At 68.7% G+C, this 22118-nt stretch carries 20 protein-coding genes; 7 read left to right on the forward strand and 13 right to left on the reverse strand.

What is annotated here, in order from left to right; all coding sequences use genetic code 11:
* Window positions 1-216: 216 nt before the first annotated feature.
* From GQ464_RS02515 to recO, 5 genes are all read right to left on the reverse strand, one after another.
* A complete protein-coding gene (locus GQ464_RS02515; RefSeq protein WP_166978172.1) occupies window positions 217-1734 on the reverse strand; it encodes an alpha-amylase family glycosyl hydrolase in 1518 nt (505 codons plus the stop codon).
* A 35-nt stretch (window positions 1735-1769) separates the two neighbouring features.
* The gene (locus GQ464_RS02520; RefSeq protein ID WP_166978170.1) at window positions 1770-3899 is read right to left on the reverse strand and encodes a hydantoinase/oxoprolinase family protein; all 2130 of its coding nucleotides are present in this window, start codon (window positions 3897-3899) and stop codon (window positions 1770-1772) included.
* Between the two features lie 99 nt (window positions 3900-3998).
* Window positions 3999-4625: a class I SAM-dependent methyltransferase gene (locus GQ464_RS02525; RefSeq protein ID WP_166978168.1), complete on the reverse strand. Its 627-nt coding sequence runs from the start codon at window positions 4623-4625 to the stop codon at window positions 3999-4001.
* A gap of 111 nt (window positions 4626-4736) precedes the next feature.
* Complete coding sequence (gene lexA / locus GQ464_RS02530; RefSeq protein ID WP_166978166.1) at window positions 4737-5378, reverse strand: transcriptional repressor LexA; 642 nt, start codon at window positions 5376-5378, stop codon at window positions 4737-4739.
* 139 nt (window positions 5379-5517) lie between these two features.
* Window positions 5518-6282 (reverse strand): DNA repair protein RecO, encoded by a 765-nt coding sequence (gene recO / locus GQ464_RS02535; RefSeq protein ID WP_166978164.1) that lies wholly within the window; start codon window positions 6280-6282, stop codon window positions 5518-5520.
* A 173-nt stretch (window positions 6283-6455) separates the two neighbouring features.
* Between recO and GQ464_RS02540 the strand changes: the two genes are divergently transcribed.
* Window positions 6456-6926 (forward strand): ComEA family DNA-binding protein, encoded by a 471-nt coding sequence (locus GQ464_RS02540; RefSeq protein ID WP_228350529.1) that lies wholly within the window; start codon window positions 6456-6458, stop codon window positions 6924-6926.
* Window positions 6927-6964: 38 nt separating this feature from the next.
* Here the strand turns inward: GQ464_RS02540 and GQ464_RS02545 are convergent, their stop codons facing one another.
* Window positions 6965-7171 (reverse strand): hypothetical protein, encoded by a 207-nt coding sequence (locus GQ464_RS02545; RefSeq protein ID WP_166978161.1) that lies wholly within the window; start codon window positions 7169-7171, stop codon window positions 6965-6967.
* Window positions 7172-7379: 208 nt separating this feature from the next.
* Between GQ464_RS02545 and GQ464_RS02550 the strand changes: the two genes are divergently transcribed.
* A complete protein-coding gene (locus GQ464_RS02550) occupies window positions 7380-8072 on the forward strand; it encodes a response regulator transcription factor (protein WP_228350530.1) in 693 nt (230 codons plus the stop codon).
* On the opposite strand, the gene GQ464_RS02555 is transcribed toward GQ464_RS02550, so the two are convergent.
* Entirely contained in the window at window positions 8062-8391 is a 330-nt protein-coding gene (locus GQ464_RS02555) for a hypothetical protein (RefSeq protein ID WP_166978158.1), read from the reverse strand. The two genes, GQ464_RS02550 and GQ464_RS02555, sit on opposite strands and share 11 nt — an antisense overlap.
* 231 nt (window positions 8392-8622) lie before the next feature.
* Here GQ464_RS02555 and GQ464_RS02560 point away from each other — a divergent pair, with 231 nt between their 5' ends.
* From GQ464_RS02560 to GQ464_RS02575, 4 genes are all read left to right on the forward strand, one after another.
* Window positions 8623-8934, forward strand: coding sequence for a PqqD family protein (locus tag GQ464_RS02560; protein WP_228350531.1), 312 nt, complete (start codon window positions 8623-8625; stop codon window positions 8932-8934).
* 82 nt (window positions 8935-9016) lie between these two features.
* Window positions 9017-9184, forward strand: a complete 168-nt coding sequence (locus GQ464_RS02565; protein ID WP_166978154.1) for a hypothetical protein — start codon at window positions 9017-9019, stop codon at window positions 9182-9184.
* Between the two features lie 69 nt (window positions 9185-9253).
* A complete protein-coding gene (locus GQ464_RS02570; RefSeq protein WP_228350532.1) occupies window positions 9254-10195 on the forward strand; it encodes a hypothetical protein in 942 nt (313 codons plus the stop codon).
* Window positions 10185-11291, forward strand: coding sequence for a hypothetical protein (locus GQ464_RS02575; protein ID WP_166978150.1), 1107 nt, complete (start codon window positions 10185-10187; stop codon window positions 11289-11291). Before GQ464_RS02570 ends, GQ464_RS02575 begins: the two co-directional genes overlap by 11 nt.
* On the opposite strand, the gene GQ464_RS02580 is transcribed toward GQ464_RS02575, so the two are convergent.
* Entirely contained in the window at window positions 11288-11500 is a 213-nt protein-coding gene (locus tag GQ464_RS02580; protein ID WP_166978148.1) for a Nif11-like leader peptide family natural product precursor, read from the reverse strand. The genes GQ464_RS02575 and GQ464_RS02580 overlap by 4 nt on opposite strands.
* Window positions 11501-11652: 152 nt before the next feature.
* Between GQ464_RS02580 and GQ464_RS02585 the strand changes: the two genes are divergently transcribed.
* A complete protein-coding gene (locus GQ464_RS02585) occupies window positions 11653-14835 on the forward strand; it encodes a VPS10 domain-containing protein (protein WP_166978146.1) in 3183 nt (1060 codons plus the stop codon).
* Window positions 14836-14843: 8 nt separating this feature from the next.
* On the opposite strand, the gene GQ464_RS02590 is transcribed toward GQ464_RS02585, so the two are convergent.
* The 5 genes from GQ464_RS02590 to GQ464_RS02610 form a co-directional block, all read right to left on the reverse strand.
* Entirely contained in the window at window positions 14844-15791 is a 948-nt protein-coding gene (locus tag GQ464_RS02590) for a hypothetical protein (protein ID WP_166978144.1), read from the reverse strand.
* Window positions 15792-15888: 97 nt separating this feature from the next.
* Entirely contained in the window at window positions 15889-16374 is a 486-nt protein-coding gene (locus GQ464_RS02595) for a hypothetical protein (RefSeq protein ID WP_166978142.1), read from the reverse strand.
* A 48-nt stretch (window positions 16375-16422) separates the two neighbouring features.
* Window positions 16423-17676 carry a TolC family protein gene (locus tag GQ464_RS02600; RefSeq protein ID WP_166978140.1) on the reverse strand — a complete coding sequence of 418 codons (1254 nt, stop codon included), beginning with the start codon at window positions 17674-17676 and terminating at the stop codon, window positions 16423-16425.
* 32 nt (window positions 17677-17708) lie between these two features.
* A complete protein-coding gene (locus tag GQ464_RS02605; RefSeq protein WP_166978138.1) occupies window positions 17709-20852 on the reverse strand; it encodes an efflux RND transporter permease subunit in 3144 nt (1047 codons plus the stop codon).
* Window positions 20853-20870: 18 nt separating this feature from the next.
* Entirely contained in the window at window positions 20871-22088 is a 1218-nt protein-coding gene (locus GQ464_RS02610) for an efflux RND transporter periplasmic adaptor subunit (protein ID WP_166978136.1), read from the reverse strand.
* Between the last annotated feature and the right edge of the window lie 30 nt (window positions 22089-22118).

A 22118-nucleotide genomic window follows, 5' to 3' on the forward strand; every position in this document is an offset into this window, starting at 1 on the left:
GTCAAAATTTTCCTTTGCAACCTCTCCTGACCCGATCCAGGCACACGAAAGAATGTATGGGTTGAGGGTTACAGGTTGTAAGGTTGAAGGTTACAGGTTGAAGGTTACAGGTTGCAGAGTGGAGGCATGCGATAGGTGTTAGCAACCCGATCTGCAATCCGCAATTCGCAATTCGCAATTTGCAATCCGCAATTTGCAATTTGCAATCCCGAACGATCACTTCACCTCTTCGAGCAGCAGCACGCCGCTTTCATGGGCGGGGAAGGAGACGAGACCATAGGAAACCAGGCCGATCTTGCCGGTGAGCGCGTCGCGGAGCACGGTGTCGTCCGGAAAGGCACGGGCGACGTTGAGCCGCGTTGTCCCGGAGGCCCCGAGGACGACGACGACCCGGTCTTCGTAGGCACCGTAGCGGAAGGTGCGCAGAAAGGCATAGGGGTCGTCGGAGAGCTTGACGTGCGTGCCCCCGGCCACGGCGGGGTGGCGCCGGCGAAACGCCCCGATCACCTGTTCGCCGACCGGCGCGCGGCGGACTGCGCCCGTGGGATCTTCGAGCGTGATGATCTCGTCATCGCAGGGCCGTTGCACGGCACCGGGCAGGAGCAGCAGCCGCGTCCCGAGTTCGACGAGCCGGTCCCGTCCCAAGCGGTGGAGATCAGACCGGGAAAGGGAGGTAAGAACGTGCGGCCCGTCGCCGGCGTACAGGCGGGCCGCATACGCGGCATAGAGGCTGTCCAGGCGCGCCGTGGAGGCCAGGAGCTCCCCGGAAAGCCCGGTGACGACGGCATCGAAGCCCTGGTAGGCGGCGGGCGGGCGGTCGTCCCCGGTCAGGCGGGCGACCATCCAGAAGTCGTGGCCGCCGGGGGTACGGCCGGGATGGGCGGTTTGCCACGCCCGGAACGCACGCCGGGCTTCCCGGCGGAGCGCCTGCCAGGTTTCCGGTTCCACGTGGTTCGCCGCGTCGACGAGAAAGCCGTCGATACCGAAGCGCTCGACCCAGTCCGTGACCCACTTGATCAGGTGGTAGCGTGGCGTTCGGGGATAGCCCGTGCGTTCGAAGAAGGCTTCGAGGGCGGCCTGTTCGGCGGCGAGCTTCTCCGTTCCCCATTTTTTCCGGAGAAAGGCCGGGATGGACACGGGCTGCCCGGAGGCGGTTTTGAAGTCGGGCAGGCCGTGCAGGCAGGCGGTCGTCTCGTCCGTGCCGCAGGGGTCGTAGCCGGGGAGGTTGGCCCGCACCCAGGCCGGTCCCCACCAGCGGGCCCAGGCCGTGTCGTCCGGGACGCCGGGGTGCCGCCCGGCATCGCCCACCGGGGCGCCGAACCCGAAGGCCTCCATATCCGCCGGGGTGGGCGGTCCGGGATGGTTGAGCGTGAGGGCGATCAGCACCCGGAGCCCCCGTTCGTGCGCCGCGTCGACGAAGCGTCGGAAGTCTTCCCGGCTCCCCAGGGCGGCATCGGGTTCCGTGAAGTCGAGCACCTGGCCGCCGAGAAAGGTCCCGGCGTCGACCCGGCCGTGGACCTGCTCGAAGGGAGAAGAGAGCGCGATGGCGTCGATGCCGAGTGTCTCGAAGGAGCCGGCCTCGACGTCACGGGTGAGGCCGGCGAAGCGGTCCGTCGTCACGAAACAGACCGTCGCCCGTTCCCACGCGAACGGCGGCCCGGCGGCTTGCCCGTGGGCGATGCAGGCGCCCAGGGTCATGCCCAGCAGCAAAGCATAGCAGGTTCGCATCGCCATGGTGTAGCCGTTAGCAGCGGAGGCCTGGCGGTAAGCTACGGCCTGCGCTCCTGGCGTTCCACCCACAGGTTACGCCATGCATCGACGCGGGCCGCCCAGCCGGGAGGAACGACCACGGTGGTATCGTACTGGAAGACGATGGCGGGACCTTCGAAGCGGTGGCCGTGCCGGAGGCGGGCCCGGTCGTAGCCGGGTGTGGGGGTGGGACCGTTGTCGCCGAACCAGACGGGGTGCGTGCCGAGGCGGGCCACGCCGGCATCGGTACCGGCAGGCGGTTCCTGCGGCAGGTCGAGGGGCAGGCCGGGCACCGTACCGCGCACCCGGAGCGTGACCACCTCGACGGGAGCCTCCGGTCGGGCGTGACCGTAGCGCCGCGCGTGCGCTTCGTGGAAGGCCGACACGGCCTGGCTCACATGGTCGCCGGTGACGGGCAGCGCCAGCGGGACCTCGAGCTCGTAGCTCTGCCCGGCGTAGCGCAGGTCGAGCCCGGCCGAGAGCACCACACCGGGGGCGTCCCGGCGGCCGGTGCCGGCGGGCTCGAGTACGGCACACACGTCGGCACGCAGCGCCTCGACGGCGTCCCGGAGCGGCGACGGATCGGCGACGAGGGCGGCGGCATCCCGGAGCACGGCCTGCGAGGCATCGTAGACGACGTCGGCCAGGAGCAGGCCGAGGGCGCTGAGCACGCCGGGGTTGGGCGGCACGAGCACGCGGCGGATGCCGAGCGCGGCGGCCAGATCGCAGGCGTGGAGCGGGCCGGCCCCGCCGAAAGGTACGAGTACGTGTGCGGCCGGGTCGTGCCCGCGTTCGACCGAGACGCGGCGGAGGGCCCGCTCCATCGTCGCGTTGGCCACGCGGAGCACCCCGAGGGCGGCGGCTTCGGCGGAACGCCCGAGGCGCTCTCCGAGGCGAGCCAGGGCGGCATGCGCGGCGTCGGGGTCGAGCCGGAGGGGACGCGCCGGGGAGGCGGGCGGCGCGGAGGTCCGTCCGGAGGCTTCGCCCGCGGCGGGATCCTCTCCAGCCGCGAGGAACTGCCCGGGGTGGAGGCGCCCCAGCACCAGGTTGGCATCGGTGACGGTCGGCGCCGTACCGCCGCGCCCGTAGCAGACCGGTCCGGGGTCGGCGCCGGCGCTCTCCGGTCCCACCCGGAGCACCCCGCCGGCATCCACGCGGGCGATGCTGCCGCCCCCGGCGCCGACGGTGTGGATGTCCACGGCCGGCAGGCGCAGGGGCACTCCGTCGATGACGCTCTCGGCGGTATGCGGGACGGCCCCGGGGCACAGGGCCACGTCGGTGCTCGTCCCCCCCATGTCGAACGTGATGAGGTGCGGCGTGGCCGTCTGCATCGCCCGCGCGGCCACGGCCATCGCCCCGACGACGCCGCCCGCCGGCCCGCTGAGCACGAGCCGGGCGGCCTGGGCCGCCGCCTGCCCGGCTCCGATGGTGCCCCCGTTCGACTGCATGACACGGAGGGAGCGCGTGCCGAGCGCCCGGCCGAGGCGCGTCAGGTAGCGGGCCACCAGCGGCTGCACATAGGCGCTCGCGACCGTCGTCGCCGTACGCTCATACTCCCGGTACTCGGGCAGGATGTCGCTGCTGAGCGAGACGGCCAGGCCGGGACACCGCTCGCGCAGCAACGTGCCGATGCGACGTTCGTGTGCCGGTGCGCGGAAGGAAAAGAGCAAGACGACGGCCACACTCTCGACTGCCTCCTCGCGAAGCCGGGCGGCCAGCCGCTCGACGGCGGCCTCATCGAGGGGGATCAGCACGCGGCCGTGGTGGTCGAGGCGTTCGGGCACTTCGAAGCGCCAGGCGGCAGGCACCAGCGGGGGCGGCCGCTCCTGGCTGAGGCGATAGAGGTGCGGGCGGTCCTGCCGGCCGATGGCCAGCACGTCGGCAAACCCCTCGGTGGTGACGAGCGCCGTCCGTGCGCCGCGTCGTTCCAGGAGGGCGTTCGTGGCCACCGTCGTGCCGTGGACGACCGGGGCACCGGGTGCCACCCCGAGCGCCTCGAGCCCCGCCACCACGGCGCGGCTCTGGTCCGCCGGCGTCGTCGGGATCTTGTGCACGATCAGCCGTCCATCGACCCACCACACGAAGTCGGTGAACGTGCCGCCTACATCGATGCCCACGAGCTGGCGGGCCGGCGTCCCTGTGCTGGTCATACGCTGCGTTCCGGGTCGTCAGGAGCATGCCCGGGTGCACTGCTCACCCGGCGCGGTCGCCCGCATATACGCCATTGCCGGGAAAGAACGCAAGCGCCGTCAGGCCGGAATGCGGCCGCCGCAGACGAAGAAGTCGTCCTGCCGCCAGGCGCAGTCCACGTCGGCGAAGCCGGCCCGTTCCATCGCCTTCATCTGCCGGAACAGGCCGAGCGTCCCGACGTGGTCGGCCACGATGAGGTGACCGCCGGGTACGAGGCTGTCCCGCAGGCCCTGGAAGAGCAGTTCGTATCGGGTCTCCGCCTCGGCCCCTTCCACCTGAGGCCCCACGATGGCGTGCAGCGCCAGCGAGGCCACGATCACGTCGTAGGGTCCTCCCGGCAGCGGCTCGCCATCCGTCGCCACGGTGACCTGAAAGGCTTCCGCATCGACCCGCAGGTCCCCCAGCTTGGCACGCGCCAGGGCCAGCATCTCCGGATCCTCGTCGATCAGGGTGACGCGCACCATCGGATACGCCGAAACCACCGCGAAGGCCGCATTGCCCGTACCGCAGGCCAGGTCGCAGACGCTCGTGTGCTCGTCGAGCGGCGGCAGGGCCGCCAGCATCTCTTCGAGCATGGGCACCACCAGCGGCATCCGGCGCTCGACGTGCAGGTCGTACCAGTAGCCGTTCTTCCAGAAACCGCCGCCTTTGCGCAACAGGTTCTGGCGCCAGTTGGGAGGAGTCATGTATGTGCGGACAGAACGTCGAAAAAGGAGGGGAAGCCCGGGCGCACCGCCAGACGCGCTGCGCCGGACCGGGATTGCACGATGCATGCCGTCCCAAAGATCCGGGCGGCTTCAGGCCCGGCCCGTCGTGCGTTTGAAGATGCCGTTGCGGTTCACATGCCCTACGTACCGCCCCAGGATGCGCACCTCCTCGAACACGTCCGGCCGGATGTAGATGTCCTCATACTCCTCGTTGGCCGGTTCGAGACGCAGCCCGTTTTCGTCGTAATAGATGCGCTTGAGCGAGGTCTCGCCGTTGTACAGCACCGCGCCGATGCCGCCGTTGGGAATGTCGTCGTCGATCAGCAGCACGTAGTCGCCGTCGTGGATGTCGGCGCCCTGCATCGACTGCCCGGCGACGCGGATGGCATAGATGCGATCCAGGTTGGGAAAGAGGGTCTCGAGCGTGATGGTGCCCAGGTGCTCTTCGACGGCTTCCTGCAACCGCCCCGCCGAAATGATGCCCCGGATGGGGATGCCGTGCGCTTCCTGCTGCGGCAGCCTCTCTTCCACCAGCCGGAACCCGTTCGCATCCCGCCGGAGATACCCTTTCTTGTGCAGGGCCTGCAGGTTCTGCGTCACGCTGTTGGGGGAACGGTACCCGAAATGCTCGACGATCTCGCGGTAGGTCGGCCAGACGCCCCGCTCCGCGATGAAGTCCCTCAGAAAAAGCAGAAAGTCGCGCTGTTTGGCGGTCAGGTGTTTCCGGCTCATGATCTCACGGTGGATGGCTGGCGGTTTACACATGCCCTGCACAGTATACTGACGTTCGAACGACAAGGTCAAGACGTACCGGTTCATCCAGGCTTTCGCCACGGAAAAGGCCCGTGCCCATGCCGCGCCGGCCGGGCATTCACGAGCCCGTATGGCGCCGCCGGTCGAAGAGTTGCCCGATCACCCGTTCGCTCCGGTGCGGATAGGCTTCTTCGACGTGGTACTTGAGATAGGCTTCGATGAGGTGATCGACGTCGCGCTGCACCTCGGGGCGCAGCCGCATCCGCATGACGTCGTCGAGTTCGGCGCGGGCGAAGACGGCGAAGGCCCGGAGGGCAGCCCGGGAGGCCCGCATCCCGCCCGGCGCCTGCTCCGGCGGCAGGATCGTGCCCGTATCGAGGGCAAGCATCCCCCCCGTCTCCGGCAGGGCTTCCACCGCCGACCGTTCCACCGCCGGGGCGAAGCCCAGCATCCCGGCCAGCCGGAGCTGAAAATACGGCCATACGTTGGCGACCCGTTCCCCCGCGTGCTCCAGGCAGGCCAGCGTCTGAAGCACCAGCGACAACACGGCCGGCAGGGGTTGTTCTTCCTGCAGCAGTGCCGCCGTCAGCTCCATCATCCGAAGCCCGACCGTGATCTTCTCCATGTCCTGCCCGATCCCGGGGAAGCGCTGGAGATGGGCGCTCTCGGTGAGGGTCTGCAGCCCTCGCGTCGGCTTGTAGTAGAAGACGGCCTGCACGTAGGACATCGGCTGCAACGTCGACCCGAAGCGACTCCGGGGCAGGCGGGCGCCCCGGGCCAGCACGGCGACCTTGCCCTTCTCCCGCGTGAGCAACGTGACGATCCGGCTCGTCTCGCCGTAATCCATGCCCCGCAGCACCACCGCATCGGTTCGGATGATCATCGGGCAGCCTCCGCTCCGCAAGGAATTCCACCGGGTGAAACGCCCGAGTGCCCCAAAAGAAAGATGAAGAACGTTCGAAGAGGGTTATGCGGGAGGTACCCGGTGTGTTTTGGTTACGAATGAGGCGTGTAGCGCCTGAAGCGACTTGCCGGCATCGTACACCCCGTCTCCTCATGAACTGGTTGTACCGCCTCCAGCATCGTATCGGCCTGACCCGCCAGGAGTGCACCGCCCTGCTTTTCGTTGTCCTGGTCCTGCTCTCCGGCCTTGTGGTGCGCCACGTCTACAGCCGGATGACCCTCCCGGCCCCGGCCACGGATACCGACCGGCAGTTCGCGGAACGGGCCCGGTCCTTCCGCAACGTCCCGGAGCAACGTGCCGGCCATGCGGCGTCCCCGGCGGGTGCGACACCGTCCGTACCCGGTGAACCGGCGGTACCCGCCCGGGTGAACCTCAACACCGCCACGGCCCCGGAGCTGGAGCGCCTGCCCCGCATCGGTCCGAAGCTGGCCGCCCGCATCGTTGCCTACCGGGAAGCACACGGCCCCTTCCGGCGCGTCGCCGACCTGGTACACGTACGCGGCATTGGCCCGAAGACGCTCGCCGATCTGGAACCCCTCCTCTTCGTCGAGCACCGGCCATGAGCGGCCGGGCCGGCCGCCGCCATCTGAAAACCCGCGTCCTATCCGTCTTCTTTGGACATGTCCCGCGATGTACCGTTGGTGGGAGGCGCCTGCTCCTGGTAGCGCCGGGCCAGCGCTTCCGGTGTCCAGGACCGGCTGGCCCGCTCCTCACGCTTCAGAAAGAGGTAGACCGGGACGAGCAGAACCGCTGCCAGCACCACAAACCCGACAAAGGTCAAGACGATAACGACGAGGTAGTCGCTCATACAGGCTCAGGGTCTTTAGTGAGGAGTGACGCGCCGGCACGGGTGCGGGTTCTTCCGGTTTACGATTTTAACAGTATATTGAGCCCCAGTCATGTCTCACGCACCCCAGGCATCACCGTCCCGTGTGGCGACCCGCTCCGGCGGTCACACGCCAAAGACCGACCTGCTGCGACAAGCCCGGCCGTACTTTGAACGAGACGTGAGGAAGATGGAAGCTCCCGCGAAGCGGATGCTTATCGTAGAGAACGACCCGGAGGTGGGAACCGAACTGGAGGATTTTTTCCGCCTGCTCGGCTATACCGTCACCCGCACCGGCGACGGCGATCAGGCCCTGCAACTGATCAAGGCACAGACGCCCTATGACATCGTGCTGATCAAGCGGGGATTGCCCGGGCATGACGGCCTCGACGTGCTGCGTGAGGCGCGCCGGAACGGCTTCGAGGCACCGGTCGTCATGCTCGCCGCCGAAGAGGCCCGCAACACGCAGGCGACCGACGTCATGCCGGACGAGTACGTCACCGGTCCGTTCGACGCGGAGGAACTGGCGGCCCGCGTGCGCGCCCTCTTGCAGCGCTTCTCGTCCTCGGAGGCAGCACCGCTGCACACCGTCCGCATTGGAAACGTCGAGATCGACTTCAAAAACCGAACGGCTCACCGGAACGGGGAGGTCCTGCATTTCACCGCCCTGGAACTCGACATCCTGCACTACCTCATCCGGCATCGCGGGCGCACCGTCAACCGGAAACAGCTCCTGCGCGACGTGTGGCGCATCAGCCCGGAAATCAACACGCGCACGATCGACCGGCACATCGCTTCGATCCGAAAGAAGATCGAGCTCCACCCGGGTGAACCGATCTACATCGAAACGGTTTACGGCGTCGGGTATCGCTTCAGCGGCTAGCGTCCCCGTCCTCATCGCCCGTTTCCGGGCTGGTCTGGGACGGGTTTGGTCGAATCCGAAACCCTTTCCCTTCCAGCAGCCGGCGTACCTGTGCGGATCGCTGCGCCACAGGCGGCTTGCTCGGCCGTCCGCTTCCTCTGCGGGCGTCCTGCAGCAGCCACCAGCGCACGGCAATGGCATGGTCGCACAGCCTGTCCGCGGCGACGAGGGCGGCCTCATATCCGTCCCGGTCCCAGACCTCCGTCGCCCGCAGTTGTTCGGCCAGGGCAATGATCTTTTCCAGGCGCTCGTGCAGCGCCGGCTCGGTCGATTCCTGCATGGGTCGTTCCGGCTGTGTTGTCTCGAACCGGTATCGTCCACGGGCACGACGGCATAAGACCCACCCTCCGGATTTTCCCGCCGGCGTAGCCGCACAGGGTGCGAATCTGAAACGCAGGCCCGCCGCCGTCCACAGGTCGGGCAACGTCTCACCGGCGCCGCACGCCATGACACCCTTGGTAGCGTCCCTGTGCACGAAAAATGTAACTTTCCCTCGCCAATCCGCATAGACATGAGCAGGTCAGAAACCCAGCCCGTGCATCCGGGTTCATTCGAGGGCGTTCGTGTGATGCCCTCACCGCAGGTCCTGGCGCAGGAGCTCAACGGCGAAACCGTGCTCCTGCACACCGGACGGGGGTGCTACTACGGGCTCGACGACGTGGGCACACGTATGTGGCGCGCCCTGCTGGCGCACGGCACCGTACAGCGCGCCTGCGAAGCCTTGCTGCAGGAATACGACGTCTCTCCCGACGTACTTCGACATGACCTCGGCGAGCTGGTCGCCCGGTTGAAAGAACATGACTTGATTCAGCTCGTCGAATAACGCCTTCCGAGGCAATTCCACTCAAAACTTATCACCCTGCTTCCCCGGCGGTCGAATCCCCTTCACCCAACCGGAAACGACTATGCATACCGAACAAGTCGCGGAGCGCAAGCAACCCTACCATCGTCCCCGGTTCACCGTCCACGGCGACATTGCTGCCCTGACCCGGGCCAGCCTGGATCTGCAAAACGCGGAAACCCTCTGGGGCTGGAAGTGGAAGCACGGCGGAGGCGGACACGGTGTATCTTAAACCGGGCCGCCCGTGTCTGACCGATGGCATTACGAGGTGTACGGTCTCCGGCTATGTGCGGATCAGCCAGTGCCCGGACTGACCCCGGCCAACACGGCTGCCGCGCCGGACTGTTTCCTCGAACTCACCGGGCCGTCCCTGCACCTCTCCGACACGGATGCAAGGGGTGAACTCACCGACGAGGTACACAACCCGTTCGGACAAAGCTTCAAGCGCTGGATCACCCGGGACGCAGCCGGGGCACACGTCCATCTGCTCTACGCCCAGGGATCCGAGTTCGTCCGGTTCGACCTGGCCCCGCGTGGAGAGCGGATCCGCATGAGGCGGTCGGCGACCGTCACGCTGGAGGAGGCGACAACGCTGTTGCTGGGTCCCGTGCTGGGGCAGGTACTACGCCTGCGCAATGTCACGTGCCTGCATGCCAACGCCGTCGCGGTGAATGGCCGGGCGATCCTGCTCGCCGGGCATACGGGGGCGGGCAAGTCGTCCACGACCGTCATGCTGGCCCGGATGGGCTGTCCGGTCGTGACCGACGACATCGCGGCCCTGGTGGAAGAAACGGGCGGGCTCCACGTCTTGCCCGGCCTGCCGCGCCTGCGCCTCCGGGCCGACCTGGTCGCACGTTACTGGACACCGGCTGCGCTGGAACCGGTCTGGCCGGGACGGGAAACGCTGCCGGACAAGCGTTTCCTCTCGCTGGACCGGGCCGGGCTCGCAGCGGCGATGCATCCCCTCCCGATCGCGGCCGTGTACCTGCTCGGACCACGAGACCCCGGCCGCACCCTTCCCCGGGTCGTGCCGTTGCATGCGGCCACGGGCCTGCTGGCGCTGCTGCCACACACCTACGCCCGCTGGGCACTCGACCAGGCGGGCGAGGCCCGCGAGTTCGCCGTACTGGGCCGGCTGGCCGCAAGCGTCCCCGTACGCCAGCTCGAGCGTCCCGACGGGCTCGATACCCTGACGGCAACCTGTGAACTCCTCCTCCAGGACGCAGCCGGCCTTGTCTCCTGATCCCACCACCGTGCACTTCCCCTCACGGGAGGACGTGCTGGCCGCCGCGCTGGCCCTGGCACGCCCGGCCCTGCCCCCGGCCCTCTTCTCCCCACAGGCCGTGACCACCCTGCAGCGGCAGACCCGCCTGCTGGCCCCCCTCGTACGCCTGGGCTTCGAGTGCCGTCTGGGTTCCAACCCGCAGGTGGATCTCCAGCAATGCATCCGCACGGACGAAGCCCTCCTGCTGAGCCGCCACCTCTCCACCCTGCTCACCGGACTGCCGGAGCCGCCGGCCGCCTGGCAGGCACTCCACCGTTTCGGCCTCTCCTGGGCCGATCCCTCCTCCCGGCTCCGCCGCGAGGTCGCCGAAGTGTGGATGGAATTCGACCTCCCGGCCGCCACCACAAGCCGGCCGTCCCCGCCCTCAATCTTTGCAGGCTTCCGCGAGCCGGCCACGCTCGACGTGCTGGAACACGTTCTGACCTCGCTCCAGGATCGGCCGCTACATCCTGCCCTGCGGGCGACGCTGTCCCGGTGCCTGGCCGCCATGGACGAACCGGCCGGGGTGTCGCACCTCGGCCTCATGCTGGCCCGCCCGGTCGACGCCGTGCGACTCAACCTCAAGGGGCTCACTCCCCATACCCTCTTTCCCCTCCTCGATGCCCTCGGCTGGTCCGGCCCCCGGGCCGTGCTCAAGGCCCTGGCCGAGATGCTCTTTCCGCTCGTCGACGGGCTCATGATCGACCTCGACGCCGGCCACGACCTCTACCCGACCCTCGGGGTCGAGCTGTTCTTCGAGCGCCAGCCGGCGCAGGAACCCCGGTGGAGCCAGCTGCTCGACCGACTCGTCCACCACGGGCTCTGCACACCCGCCAAACGCGACGCGGTGCTGCAATGGCCCGGCATGCTGTTCCCCCCGGACACCTCATCCCCCTGGCCGGCTGCCCTGCTCACGGCCTCCCTCCTGGCACCCGCGAACCGGTTCGGCATCCTGGGACGTCTCGTGAACCATCTCAAGCTCAGCCTCTCCCCCCACCGGGACACCGAAGCCAAAGCCTACCTCGGCTATGGTCACACCTGGTTGACCCCGGAAACGCCCGGCGCTCCGGTTTAAGGCCGGCGGTTGACGTGCAGCCACCGCATGGCCCAGTCGTGACGAAATGCTTCCTGCAATTCTTCGACTGAAAAATCGTACCCGGCACCGGCGCCGATCCGAACGACCTGATCGAGATCCGAGGGGTCGTCCAGGGCACGCAGACTGGCCTGCAGGGCCCCTTCCCGGCGGACGGCCTGGATGAACCGCAGGGCTTCCTGTACCGGCATCGCAGAACGGGATTGTATTCGGACTGTTCTTCCCCTGAAAACGAGAGGCGGCCGGCCGGTTCCCTGCCCACCCCTTGCCGGAAGCGCTTCGATCCTGTAGTTTATGCGCCGCATCGGACGCCCTCCCCCCACCAAAATCCGTCATTCCCACCATGCACCTGCTCCGAGCGTTCCCGAACCGCCTCTGCCTCGGTCTCCTGCTGCTCTTCCTCTCCGCGACGCCCTCCCCGGCCCAGCAACTCGACACGACGAAACTGGCGGGCCTGAAAGCCCGCGCCATCGGGCCGGCCGGCATGAGCGGCCGCGTCACGGCCATCGACGCCGTCCACAGCGACCCGGACATCATCTACGTCGGCGGGGCCGCCAGCGGCCTGTGGCGCTCCACCAACGGCGGCATCGACTGGGAGCCCCTCTTCGACGACCAGCCCGTCACCTCCATCGGCGCCATCGCCGTCTACCAGAAAAACCCGTCCATCCTCTACGTGGGCACCGGGGAAGGCAACCCTCGCAACAGCCAGACCAGCGGCAACGGCGTCTACAAGTCCATCGACGGCGGCCGCACCTGGAGCCACCTGGGCCTCGACGAGACGCGCAACATCCACCGCATCCTCGTGCATCCGGACAACCCGGACGTCGTCATTGTCGGCGCGCAGGGGCCGGCCTGGGGCGAGACGGAGATGCGCGGCGTCTTCAAGTCCACCGACGGCGGCAAGACCTGGCGGAAGGTTCTCTACGTGAACGAGCGCACCGGCATCGCCGACCTGGTAATGGACCCGGCGAACCCGGACAAGCTCATCGCCGCCATGTGGGAGTTCCGGCGCTGGCCGTGGTTCTTCACGTCCGGCGGCCCCGGCTCCGGCCTCTTCGTCTCCTTCGACGGCGGCGAGACGTGGACGCGGCGCACCCATGAGGACGGCCTGCCCGAGGGCGAGCTCGGCCGCATCGGCCTGGCCATCGCCCGCAGCAACCCGGACGTCGTCTATGCCCTGGTCGAGGCGAAGAAAAACGGCCTCTACCGCTCGGACGACGGCGGCTTCACCTTCCGGCTCGTCAACGACAAGGAGGAGATCACCAACCGCCCGTTCTATTACAACGACCTCTTCGTGGACCCGGCCAACGAGAACCGGATCTACCACGTGGCCTCCCCCGTCAACCTGAGCGAGGACGGGGGCAAGAACTTCAAGACCTACCTGCCCTTCTCGCGGGTGCACGTCGACCACCACGCCTGGTGGATCCATCCGGAGGACCCCGACCTCATCTACGACGGCAACGACGGCGGCATGTACATCTCGCGCGACCGGGGCAAGACCTGGCGCTTCGTCGAGAACCTGCCGTTCGCGCAGTTCTACCACATCAACGTGGACATGGAGCTGCCCTACAACGTCCTCGGCGGGTTGCAGGACAACGGCTCGTGGCGCGGGCCGGCGTACGTGTGGCGTCAGGGCGGCATCCGCAACGCCTACTGGGAGGAGGTCGCCTTCGGCGATGGCTTCGACGTCACCCCGGACCCCTCGAACCCGCGCTACGGCTACGCCATGAGCCAGGGCGGTAACCTGGTGCGGTACGACCTCGAGACGGGGCATCAGAAGTACATCAAGCCCGTCCACCCCGAGGGCCTCCCGCTGCGGTTCAACTGGAACGCCGGCTTCGCCGTGGACCCGTTCGATCCCGCGACGATCTACTACGGCAGCCAGTTCGTCCACAAGAGCACGGACCGGGGCGACACGTGGGAGATCATCTCGCCCGACCTGACGACGAACGACCCGGAGAAGCAGCGCCAGCTCGAGAGCGGCGGGCTGACGTACGACGTGACGCAGGCGGAAAACTTCACCACCATCCTGACGATCGCCCCGAGCCCCATCGAGCGCGGCGTCCTCTGGGTCGGTACCGACGACGGCAACGTGCAGCTCACGCGCGACGGCGGCCGGACGTGGACGAACGTCGTGACCAACATCCGGGGCGTGCCCGAGGGCACCTGGGTGCCCCACATCGAGGCCTCGAAGCACAACCCGGCCGAGGCGTTCGTCGTCTTCGACGACCACCGCCGCAACAACTGGACGCCCTACGTCTTCCGCACCCGCGACTACGGGCGCTCGTGGGAGCGCCTGGTGGATGAGAACGACGTCTGGGGCTATGCGCTCGTCGTCGAGCAGGACCCGGTGGCGCCCAACCTGCTCTTCCTCGGCACCGAGTTCGGCCTGTACGTCTCCATCGACGGCGGAAGCACATGGACGAAGTGGACGCACGGCGTCCCGACCGCCTCGGTGATGGACCTGGTCATCCACCCGCGCGAGCACGACCTGGTCATCGGCACCTTCGGCCGCTCGGTCTTCATCCTGGACGACATCCGCCCGCTGCGGGCGCTGGCGCGGGAAGGCGCGGCCCTCCTCGACGCGCCGCTCCACGTCTTCGACCCGCCCGAGGCCTACCTGGCCGAGTACAAGGAGGCCGCCGGCACCCGCTTCATCGCCGAGGGCATGTTCGCCGGGGAGAACCGGCCGTACGGCGCCATGATCACGTACGTCGTCAACCCGCCCGATGCGGCCGCCGGCGCCGACACCGCGAAGGCCGAAGGCCGCAAGAAGGAGGACCGGGTGACCGTCGAGATCCTCGATGCCGACGGCACGGTCATCCGCACGCTCCGGGGGCCGGCCGAGCCGGGGCTGAACCGCATCCACTGGGAGCTCGACCGCCGGGGCGTCCGCTTCCCCGGCCAGCCGAAGCCGAAGCCGGACGCCGCCGAGCCGGGCGGGCCGCGTGTCCTGCCGGGCACCTACACCGTCCGCGTCCGCCACGGCGACCATCGCGACAGCACCACCGTCACGGTCCACCCCGACCCGCGGATCGACTACGACCCGGCGGCCCTTGCCGCCCGCGACGCCCTCATCCGGCGGTGGATGGACCGCGTCGCGCTGGCCACCGAGGCCGCCGACCGGCTGCGCGAGGCGAAAGAGGCGGTCGAGATGGTGAACAAGCAACTCGGCGACCGGGACGACGAGACGGCAAAGAGCCTGAAGGAACGGGGCAAGGCCGTGCTCGACTCGCTCAAGGCCATCGAAGAGCAGATCCGGGGCAAGGAGGTGCAGGGCATCCGCCGCGACCCCGAGGTGCTGACGGCGCGCCTGCAGACGGCCTCACGGTATCTGCAGAGCGCCTACGACGCGCCCGGCCAGGCCGACCGGATCGCCCTCGACGCGGCCGAGGCCAAACTCCGCGAGGTGCTCGACGCCACGAACGCCTTCTTCGCGGGACCGTGGGCCGCCTACCGGCAGGCCGTGGAGGCCGCGGGCGTCTCGCCGTTCAGGACCTACGAGCCGCTACGGCTGAACGACTGACGCCCCCTTCAATCCAGGTTGAGCTCGGCCCGGAGGGCCTCGTCGGCGCGGCGGTTGTGCTGCCAGTAGGCCAGCATCATCGACCGGTCGCGCGTGGCGCGGGTCGTCAGCCGCCGGGCCCGATCCCCGAAGCCGCTGCGGTAGGTCTCCTCCCAGCCGGTGATGGCGTACGGAAACGCCGGCTCGAACCGGATCGTCAGCGTCCGGTCGTCGTCGGGGTAGGTGAGCGTGTAGGCGCGCTCCCCGGTCTCGAGCGTCGTCAGCGTGGCCCGGGCCGTCGTCACGGCCAGGGGACGGTGGGCCAGGCGCTGGTACATCGTCCCGGGGATGATGCGCACGTCCCCCGTCGGCAGCGCGTCGGGGTTGAGGCGGATGCGCGTCCAGATCTCATCCTCCAGCCAGACCCGCTCCAGGGTCAGGTCCTGATCGCCCTCCGACTCGAAGTAGGAGCGCAACTCGACCCGGTAGGCCCCGTCCCGCAGGTTGAACTGGGTGAACGTGTGGCCGCACCACTCCTGCGAGGTCGTCGTCACCTTCAGCGTGTGCGGCGCCTCGCGCGCGTACACCGGCGTGAAGACGGAGGTCATCATCGAATACGGGTAGATGCCCGTATTGAACGTCTTCGTGAGGTTCAGCTTGAGCACCTTCACCCGGTCGTCGCCGGCCTGCTCCGGGCGGTCGAGCTTGACCTGCTTCGTGCGGGAGAAGTCTTCGGTGACGAAGATGAGGACGGCCTTGCCCGGATGGATCTCGCCATAGCGGGCCTGTTCGAGCGTGTAGCTGGTCAGTTCGGCCTCGCCGCGATACCAGTAGGCGGCGAACAGGGAGTCGTCGGGCGAGACGGCCGGCGAGGGACGTTCGAGCGACGCACGATGGACCGGCGCCTCGGGCGATGGGGGGGCCTCCGAGCAGGCCATCAGCAGGCAGATCGGAAGCAACACGAGCAGGGCTTTCATGGGAGTCTCCGGGATGGTGGCACCTGCTCCTGTGTATGCCGCCATCCTGCCCGCGTTTCATCCCCGACAGTACCCGGGCCGTTGTCGCCCGGCTGCATCAGGGTTCGTCGTGCTCGTCGTAGGACGGTGGTCGGGCTCCGGCGGCCTGCTCGTCCCGGATCTCGGGGTGCCGGATCTGCCCGCCGAGGTTGTTGGCCCGGGCCATGAGCACGAAGACGCCGAGAGCCAGCACGGAAAGCACCCCGGCTGCCCAGCGCGGGAAGTCTTGCCGGAAGGCCAGCAGCGCACCCAGCGACAGCACCCCCAGCACGATGGCGCTGAGGAAGGCATAGTACGCCGCGTCCTCGTGGGCCTCGACGGCCTCGTGCGATACCCCGGCCAGGTGCTCGACGATCTCCTCGGCTTCTTCGCCTGAGAAGTAGGCGGCGGCGGCGCCGAGCCCGGCCACTACAAAAAAGATCAGCGCCAGGCGCACCAGGCCATCCCGGCCCCGCCACCAGCCGAAAGCCAGCAACGGCAGCCCGAAGAGAATCCCGAAGAGCGGCAGGTGGTTGACGAGCAGGTGGAGATGGGCGGCGTTCATGTCGGGAATCCTCGTTGGTTCGTTGCGCGGTCGTACCTGCACCGGTGTTCATTGGCCGGTGAAGACCAGGTCCTGTTCAAGGTAACGCTCCAGTTCGATCACGTCCAGGTAGTAGTCTCGGAGGGCCTGGTAGAAGCGGAGCTGGCTGTCGAGGTAGGTGCGCTGCGTGTCGAGCAGGGTGAGCAGGTCGATCTCCCCGAGGCGGTAGCCTTCGCGGGTGAGGGCCAGCAGCGTGGCGGCGCGTTCCTGCACGGTCTGGTTGAAGCGTTCGATGATCTGCCGGCTGGCGTCGTAGCGGTGCCAGGCCTGCTCAATGGCCTGCTTGAGGTCGAGGCGGACGGCGTCCGTCTCCCACTGGCGCTGGCGGTGCTCGGCGCGGGCCTGCTGGATGCGCCCGCGGCCGTCGAGCCAGCCCCAGAGCGGCACGGAAATCCCCACCTCGAAAGCCTGGAAGTCGTATCCCGTGCCGAAGTCCTGCGGCCAGTAACTGAGGTGCACGCGAGGCAGCAGGCTGCTTCGCGCGGCGCGCACCCCGTAGCCGGCCGCCTGGACGCGGGTCAGGGCCTCCTGCACCTCGGGCTGCTCGTCCAGCCGCGCCAGCGCCGCCTCCTGATCGATCTCGACCGGCACGTAGGCCAGCGTGTCGGGGAAGGCGATCTCGTAGCGCTGCGCCTCCGGGTCGAGGCCGATGGCGCGGAACAGGTCGTAGCGGGCGTTGAGGAAGTCGCGATGAGCGGCGTCGAGGTTGTCCCGGGCCTGCGCGAGCTGCAGGTCGGCCTTCATGCGGTCGATGGGGCTGGCCTCGCCGACTTCGAGGCGCGTCGAGACGGCGTCGATGAGGGCACGGGCCAGCGCCAGCTCCTCCTGCCGCAGGTGCTCGATCTCGCGGGCGTAGAGCACCCGGGTGTAGGCCTGCTTGACGCGGGCTTTCGTCTGGCGGCGCAGCACGTCGAGCCGGCGTTCGAGGGCCTCGGCCTCACGGTCGGCCTGGCGGTAGCGGTAAAGCCCCGTCGTCGGGAAGTCGAACGCCTGCGAGACGACCACCCGCTGTTCGTTGAACCCACCGGCCCCGATCCCTTCGCGGGCATAGGCCACCGTAGGGGCGTCGAGGCCGAAGGTCGTCAGCCGGGCGGCGCGGGCGGCCTCGACGGCGGCCCGCAGCCGGTTCAATTCGGGGCTGTTCGCCTCGGCCAGCCGGACGGCCTCGACCACACCCAGCCGTTCGGGAGCCGGCTGCGCCCGCAGCGGCCTCCCCAGCGCCAGCATCGTCAACAACAGAATCAGTCCCGTACGAGCGTGCATCGTGCTTTTCCTGTTTACGAACGAACAGAACGTCAGGCCCCCGCCTCGGCCACGGCTTCGGCGGGTTCGAGGGCGGCGCCGTCGCCGGCGAGGGGGTCCGGGCCGCCGGGGATGCGGTCGTCGCGTTCGAGCCAGTTGTAGACGGTCGGCAGCACACGCAGCGTCAGCAGCGTGGCCGTGATGAGGCCGCCGATGACGACGGTAGCCAGGGGCCGCTGCACCTCCGAGCCCGGCCCGGTGTTGAAGGCCATCGGGACGAAGCCCAGGCTGGCCACGAGCGCCGTCATCAGCACCGGCCGCAGGCGGTCCGTGGCCCCCTGGATCGTCGCCTCGCGCACGCCGAGGCCGCGGCGGCGCAGGTTGTTCAGGTGCGCCACCATCACCACGCCGTTGAGCACCGCCACGCCGAAGAGCGCCACGAACCCGACGCTGGCCGAGACGGAGAGGTAGAGGCCGCGCAGCCACAGCAGGTAGATGCCGCCGGTGAGCGCAAAGGGCAGCGACAGGAAGATCATCCAGGCGTAGCGCATCTGCCCGAACATCAGGTAGAGCAACCCCAGGATGATGAACAGCGCCAGCGGGACGACCACGAGCAGGTGCCGCATGGCCCGCTGCTGGTCCTCGAACGCCCCGCCGTAGGTGATGAACGTGCCCGGCGGGATCGTCACCTGTTCCTCGATGGCTCGTTGCAGGTTGGCCACGTACGTGCCGATGTCGATGCCCGTCAGGTTGATGCCCACCACCGTGCGGCGCCAGCCGTTCTCGCGGGCGATCTCGCGCGGCCCCTCCTCGACGGTGATGCGAGCCAGACGGGCCAGCGGCACCGTGCCCCCGCCGGGCAACTGCACCGGCACGTCCATCAGGTCGCGGAACGTGTCGCGGAGTTCCTCGGGGAAGCGGACCACGATGTCGAAGCGGCGCTGCCCCTCGAAGACCTGGCTGACGGGCACCCCGCCGATGCCGGCCTCGATGATCTGCTGCACGTCCGCCACGTTGAGACCGAAGGCGGCCACCGCCTCGCGGTCGATCTCGATGTTCAGATAGGGCTGGCCGGCGGTCTGCTCCACGTAGAAGTTGTCCGTGCCGGGCAGCGAAGGCAGCAGCCGGGCGATGTCCTCCGCCACGCGCTGCATCACAGCCAGGTCCTCGCCGAAGAGCTTGACGGCCACGTCGCTCTTGACGCCGCTCGTCAGTTCGTCCACGCGCATGGCGATGGGCTGCGTGAAGTTGTAGGCCAGCCCCGGCTCCGTCTCCAGGTAGGGCCGGATCTGCTCGATGATGCGCTCCTTCGTCATGCCCGGCCGCCAGGCGTCGCGCGGCTTGAGGATGACCCACACGTCCGTCTGGTGCACGCCCATCCAGTCGTTGGCCAGGTCCGAGCGGCCCGTCTTGGGCACGACCGTCTCGATCTCGGGGATGTGCGCCTTGAGCTGCCCGGCCAGCCAGTTGGCGTTCTCGACGGACTCCTGCAGCGTCACGCTCGGCATGCGCACCTGTTCGATCAGGATGGAGCCCTCGTCCAGCTCCGGCAGGAACTCGGTGCCGAGGAAGGGCAGCAGCGCCAGCGCCCCGGCCAGGAACACCCCGGCGATCAGGAACGTGCGGCCCTTCCGCTCCAGGTTCTTCTCCAGGAAGCGCCGGTAGCGCGGCTGCATCCATTCCATGATGTAGTTGCGGCGCACCTTCACGCCCCGCCGGAACGCCAGCGCCGCCACGGCGGGCACGTAGACGAGCGCCAGGATCAGCGACCCCAGCACGGCCGTGGCCACGGTGATCGCCATCGGGCGGAACAGGATGCCCTCCATTCCCCGGAACGTGGCAATCGGGACGTAGACCATCAGGATGATGAGCACGCCGAAGAAGATGGGGCGGGCCACCTCGTGCCCGGCCTGCCGGAGCACCTGCACCACCGGCCGCCGCCCGCGGTCCTCCTGCAGCCGGTGCACCATGTTCTCGATCATCACCACCGAGCCGTCCACCACCATGCCGAAGTCGATGGCACCCAGGCTCATCAGGTTGGCCGCCAGCCCGAACTCGCGCATGCCGATGAAGGCGAAAAGCATCGAGAGCGGGATGACCGAGGCCACGATGAGCGCCCCGGTGATCTCACCCAGCATCAGCAGCAGCACGGCAATGACCAGGAAGCCGCCCTCGATCAGGTTCGTCCGCAGCGTGTGCGTCGTCCGCTCGATCAGGTCGCTCTGGTCGTAGAACTTCTCGATGCGCACGCCCTCGGGCAGCCCGCGCTCGACCTCGGCGATCTTGTCCTCGATGGCGGCGATGACCTCGCGGCCGTTGCCGCCGCGGAGCATCATCACGATGCCGGTGACGACCTCGCCCTGCCCGTCCTGCGTGACGGCGCCCTGGCGGAGCTGCCGCCCGGGCCGCACCTCGGCCACGTCGCGCACGTAGAGGGGGCGGTTGCCGAGCTTCGTGACCACCACGTTCTCGATGTCGGACAGGTTGCGGATCAGCCCGAAGCCGCGGATGATGTACTGCTCGCGGTTGTGCTCCAGGTAGTTGCCGCCCGAGACGCTGTTGTTCTGCGCGATGGCGTCCATCACCTGCCCCAGGCTCAGCCCGTAGGCCCGCAGCCGCTCGGGCAGGACGACCACGTCGTACTGCTTGACGAAGCCGCCGAACGAGTTGATCTCGGTCACGCCCGGGACGGTCTTGAGCTGCGGGGCGATGAGCCAGTCCTGGATCTCGCGCAGTTGCGTCAGCGAGTAGCCCTCGCCGCGCACCACGTACTGGTAGATCTCGCCGAGGGCGGTGGAGATGGGCCCGAGTTGCGGCGGGTCGACGCCCCCGGGCAGGTCGCCCGCCACGCTCTGCAGGCGCTGGCTGACCATCTGCCGGGCAAAGTAGATGTCCGTCCCCTCCTCGAACTCGACCGTCACGGCCGAGAGGCCGAACTGCGAGATCGAGCGCACCTCCTTCACATCCGGCAGGCCGTTCATGGCCGTCTCGATGGGAAAACTGACGAGGCGCTCGACGTCGTAGGGCGAGTAGCGCCCGGCCTTCGTGATGACGAGCACCTGCACCGGCGTCACGTCCGGCAGCGAGTTGATGGGCAGGCGCAGCAGGGCGAACACGCCGCCGACGGCCATGAGCAGCACCAGCGAGAGGGCGACGAACTTCTGGCGCAGGCTGAAGTCGATGAGGCGGTTGAGCATGGCGGTCGAGGGCCGGGGTTATTCTTCGGCGTACTGTTCGAAGCGGCTGAGGGCCTTGAGGCTGAAGACCTGCGAGACGGCCACCTCCTCGCCGTCGCGCAGGCCGGCGGTGACGACGGCCTCCCCGGGGCCGACGCGCTCGATGCTGATGGGCCGCTTCTCGAAGGCGTCCGGCGCGGTGCGGACGAAGACGACGGGCTGCTCGCCGTCGTACGTGACGGCCTCCAGCGGGACGGCGATGACCGGGCGCGGCGTGCCGGTGCGGATGCGCAGGCGGACGGTCTGCCCGGGCCGGGGCCAGCCGGCCTCCGTCGTCAGGAGGACGTTGACCACGACGGCGCGGTTGTCGGGGTCGAGCGCGGGGTTGATCGTGGCGATGCGGCCGGTGAGCGGATGCGGCGACGCCGCCTGCCGCCCGACCTCGACCGTGTCCCCCACCTGCACGAAGGCGGCCTCCTCGGGCGGCACGAAGCCGCGCACCAGCACGCGAGCGGGGTCGATGAGGGTGAGCATCTCGTCGTAGGCCGTGACGGAGCGCCCCAGGTCAACGAGGTGCCGGTCGATGACGCCGCCGATGGGCGCCGTGACGGGCAACAGCGGGCGCTCCCGGTCGGTGCTGCTCCAGCCCTCGATGGTGGCGTCGCTCAGGCCCAGCGCCTTCAGCCGGGCAAAGGCGGCGCCGACACCGGCCCGGGCGCGGACCAGGTCCGCCTCGGCCTTATCCAGCGTACTGCGCGGGCTGATCTGCTTCTCGACGAGGGTGCGCAGGCGGGTCACCCGCTCCTCCAGGTAGGCCGCATCGGCCCGCGCCTGCAGGTAGTCCGCCGCCAGGTTGGCAAATTCGAGGCTTTCGAGTTCGAGCAGCACCTGGCCCGGCCGGACGGCCTCGCCCTCGTGCGCGTAGATGCGGGCCACCCGGCCGCTGATGGGCGCGCTGACGACGGCGTAGTGGTCGGGCGCGGGCAGCACCTCGCCCGGCAGGCTCAGCGTGTAGGGCGCCAGCGCCGCCCGCACGCGGGTCGTCTGCACGGACAGCTCGGCCGCCTGCCGCTCGTCCAGGCGCACCACCTGCACCGGCGGCCCGGCGTCCTCACGCAGCGACGGCGGCACACCCACCTCGGGGGGCGGTGACTGCGCCGTCTTGCCCCCGCCACAGGCAGCGAGCAGCAGTACGAGCAGCAGGCCGATCCGGCTAACGTACCCGCGGATACGAAGGGGAAACACGGTCAATCGCATGGAAGATGGTCGTTGTCCATGAAGGCAAAG

The organism is Rhodocaloribacter litoris (genome assembly GCF_011682235.2).
Classification (GTDB): Bacteria; Bacteroidota; Rhodothermia; order Rhodothermales; family ISCAR-4553; genus Rhodocaloribacter; species Rhodocaloribacter litoris.

Bases quoted from the DNA above. Each gene is read 5' to 3' on its own strand.
- GQ464_RS02515 (WP_166978172.1), bottom strand. From the start codon at position 1,734: ATGGCGATGCGAACCTGCTATGCTTTGCTGCTGGGCATGACCCTGGGC.
- GQ464_RS02520 (WP_166978170.1), bottom strand. From the start codon at position 3,899: ATGACCAGCACAGGGACGCCGGCCCGCCAGCTCGTGGGCATCGATGTA.
- GQ464_RS02525 (WP_166978168.1), bottom strand. From the start codon at position 4,625: ATGACTCCTCCCAACTGGCGCCAGAACCTGTTGCGCAAAGGCGGCGGT.
- lexA (WP_166978166.1), bottom strand. From the start codon at position 5,378: ATGAGCCGGAAACACCTGACCGCCAAACAGCGCGACTTTCTGCTTTTT.
- recO (WP_166978164.1), bottom strand. From the start codon at position 6,282: ATGATCATCCGAACCGATGCGGTGGTGCTGCGGGGCATGGATTACGGC.
- GQ464_RS02540 (WP_228350529.1), top strand. From the start codon at position 6,456: ATGAACTGGTTGTACCGCCTCCAGCATCGTATCGGCCTGACCCGCCAG.
- GQ464_RS02545 (WP_166978161.1), bottom strand. From the start codon at position 7,171: ATGAGCGACTACCTCGTCGTTATCGTCTTGACCTTTGTCGGGTTTGTG.
- GQ464_RS02550 (WP_228350530.1), top strand. From the start codon at position 7,380: ATGGAAGCTCCCGCGAAGCGGATGCTTATCGTAGAGAACGACCCGGAG.
- GQ464_RS02555 (WP_166978158.1), bottom strand. From the start codon at position 8,391: ATGCAGGAATCGACCGAGCCGGCGCTGCACGAGCGCCTGGAAAAGATC.
- GQ464_RS02560 (WP_228350531.1), top strand. From the start codon at position 8,623: ATGAGCAGGTCAGAAACCCAGCCCGTGCATCCGGGTTCATTCGAGGGC.
- GQ464_RS02565 (WP_166978154.1), top strand. From the start codon at position 9,017: ATGCATACCGAACAAGTCGCGGAGCGCAAGCAACCCTACCATCGTCCC.
- GQ464_RS02580 (WP_166978148.1), bottom strand. From the start codon at position 11,500: ATGCCGGTACAGGAAGCCCTGCGGTTCATCCAGGCCGTCCGCCGGGAA.
- GQ464_RS02585 (WP_166978146.1), top strand. From the start codon at position 11,653: ATGCACCTGCTCCGAGCGTTCCCGAACCGCCTCTGCCTCGGTCTCCTG.
- GQ464_RS02590 (WP_166978144.1), bottom strand. From the start codon at position 15,791: ATGAAAGCCCTGCTCGTGTTGCTTCCGATCTGCCTGCTGATGGCCTGC.
- GQ464_RS02595 (WP_166978142.1), bottom strand. From the start codon at position 16,374: ATGAACGCCGCCCATCTCCACCTGCTCGTCAACCACCTGCCGCTCTTC.
- GQ464_RS02600 (WP_166978140.1), bottom strand. From the start codon at position 17,676: ATGCACGCTCGTACGGGACTGATTCTGTTGTTGACGATGCTGGCGCTG.
- GQ464_RS02605 (WP_166978138.1), bottom strand. From the start codon at position 20,852: ATGCTCAACCGCCTCATCGACTTCAGCCTGCGCCAGAAGTTCGTCGCC.
- GQ464_RS02610 (WP_166978136.1), bottom strand. From the start codon at position 22,088: ATGCGATTGACCGTGTTTCCCCTTCGTATCCGCGGGTACGTTAGCCGG.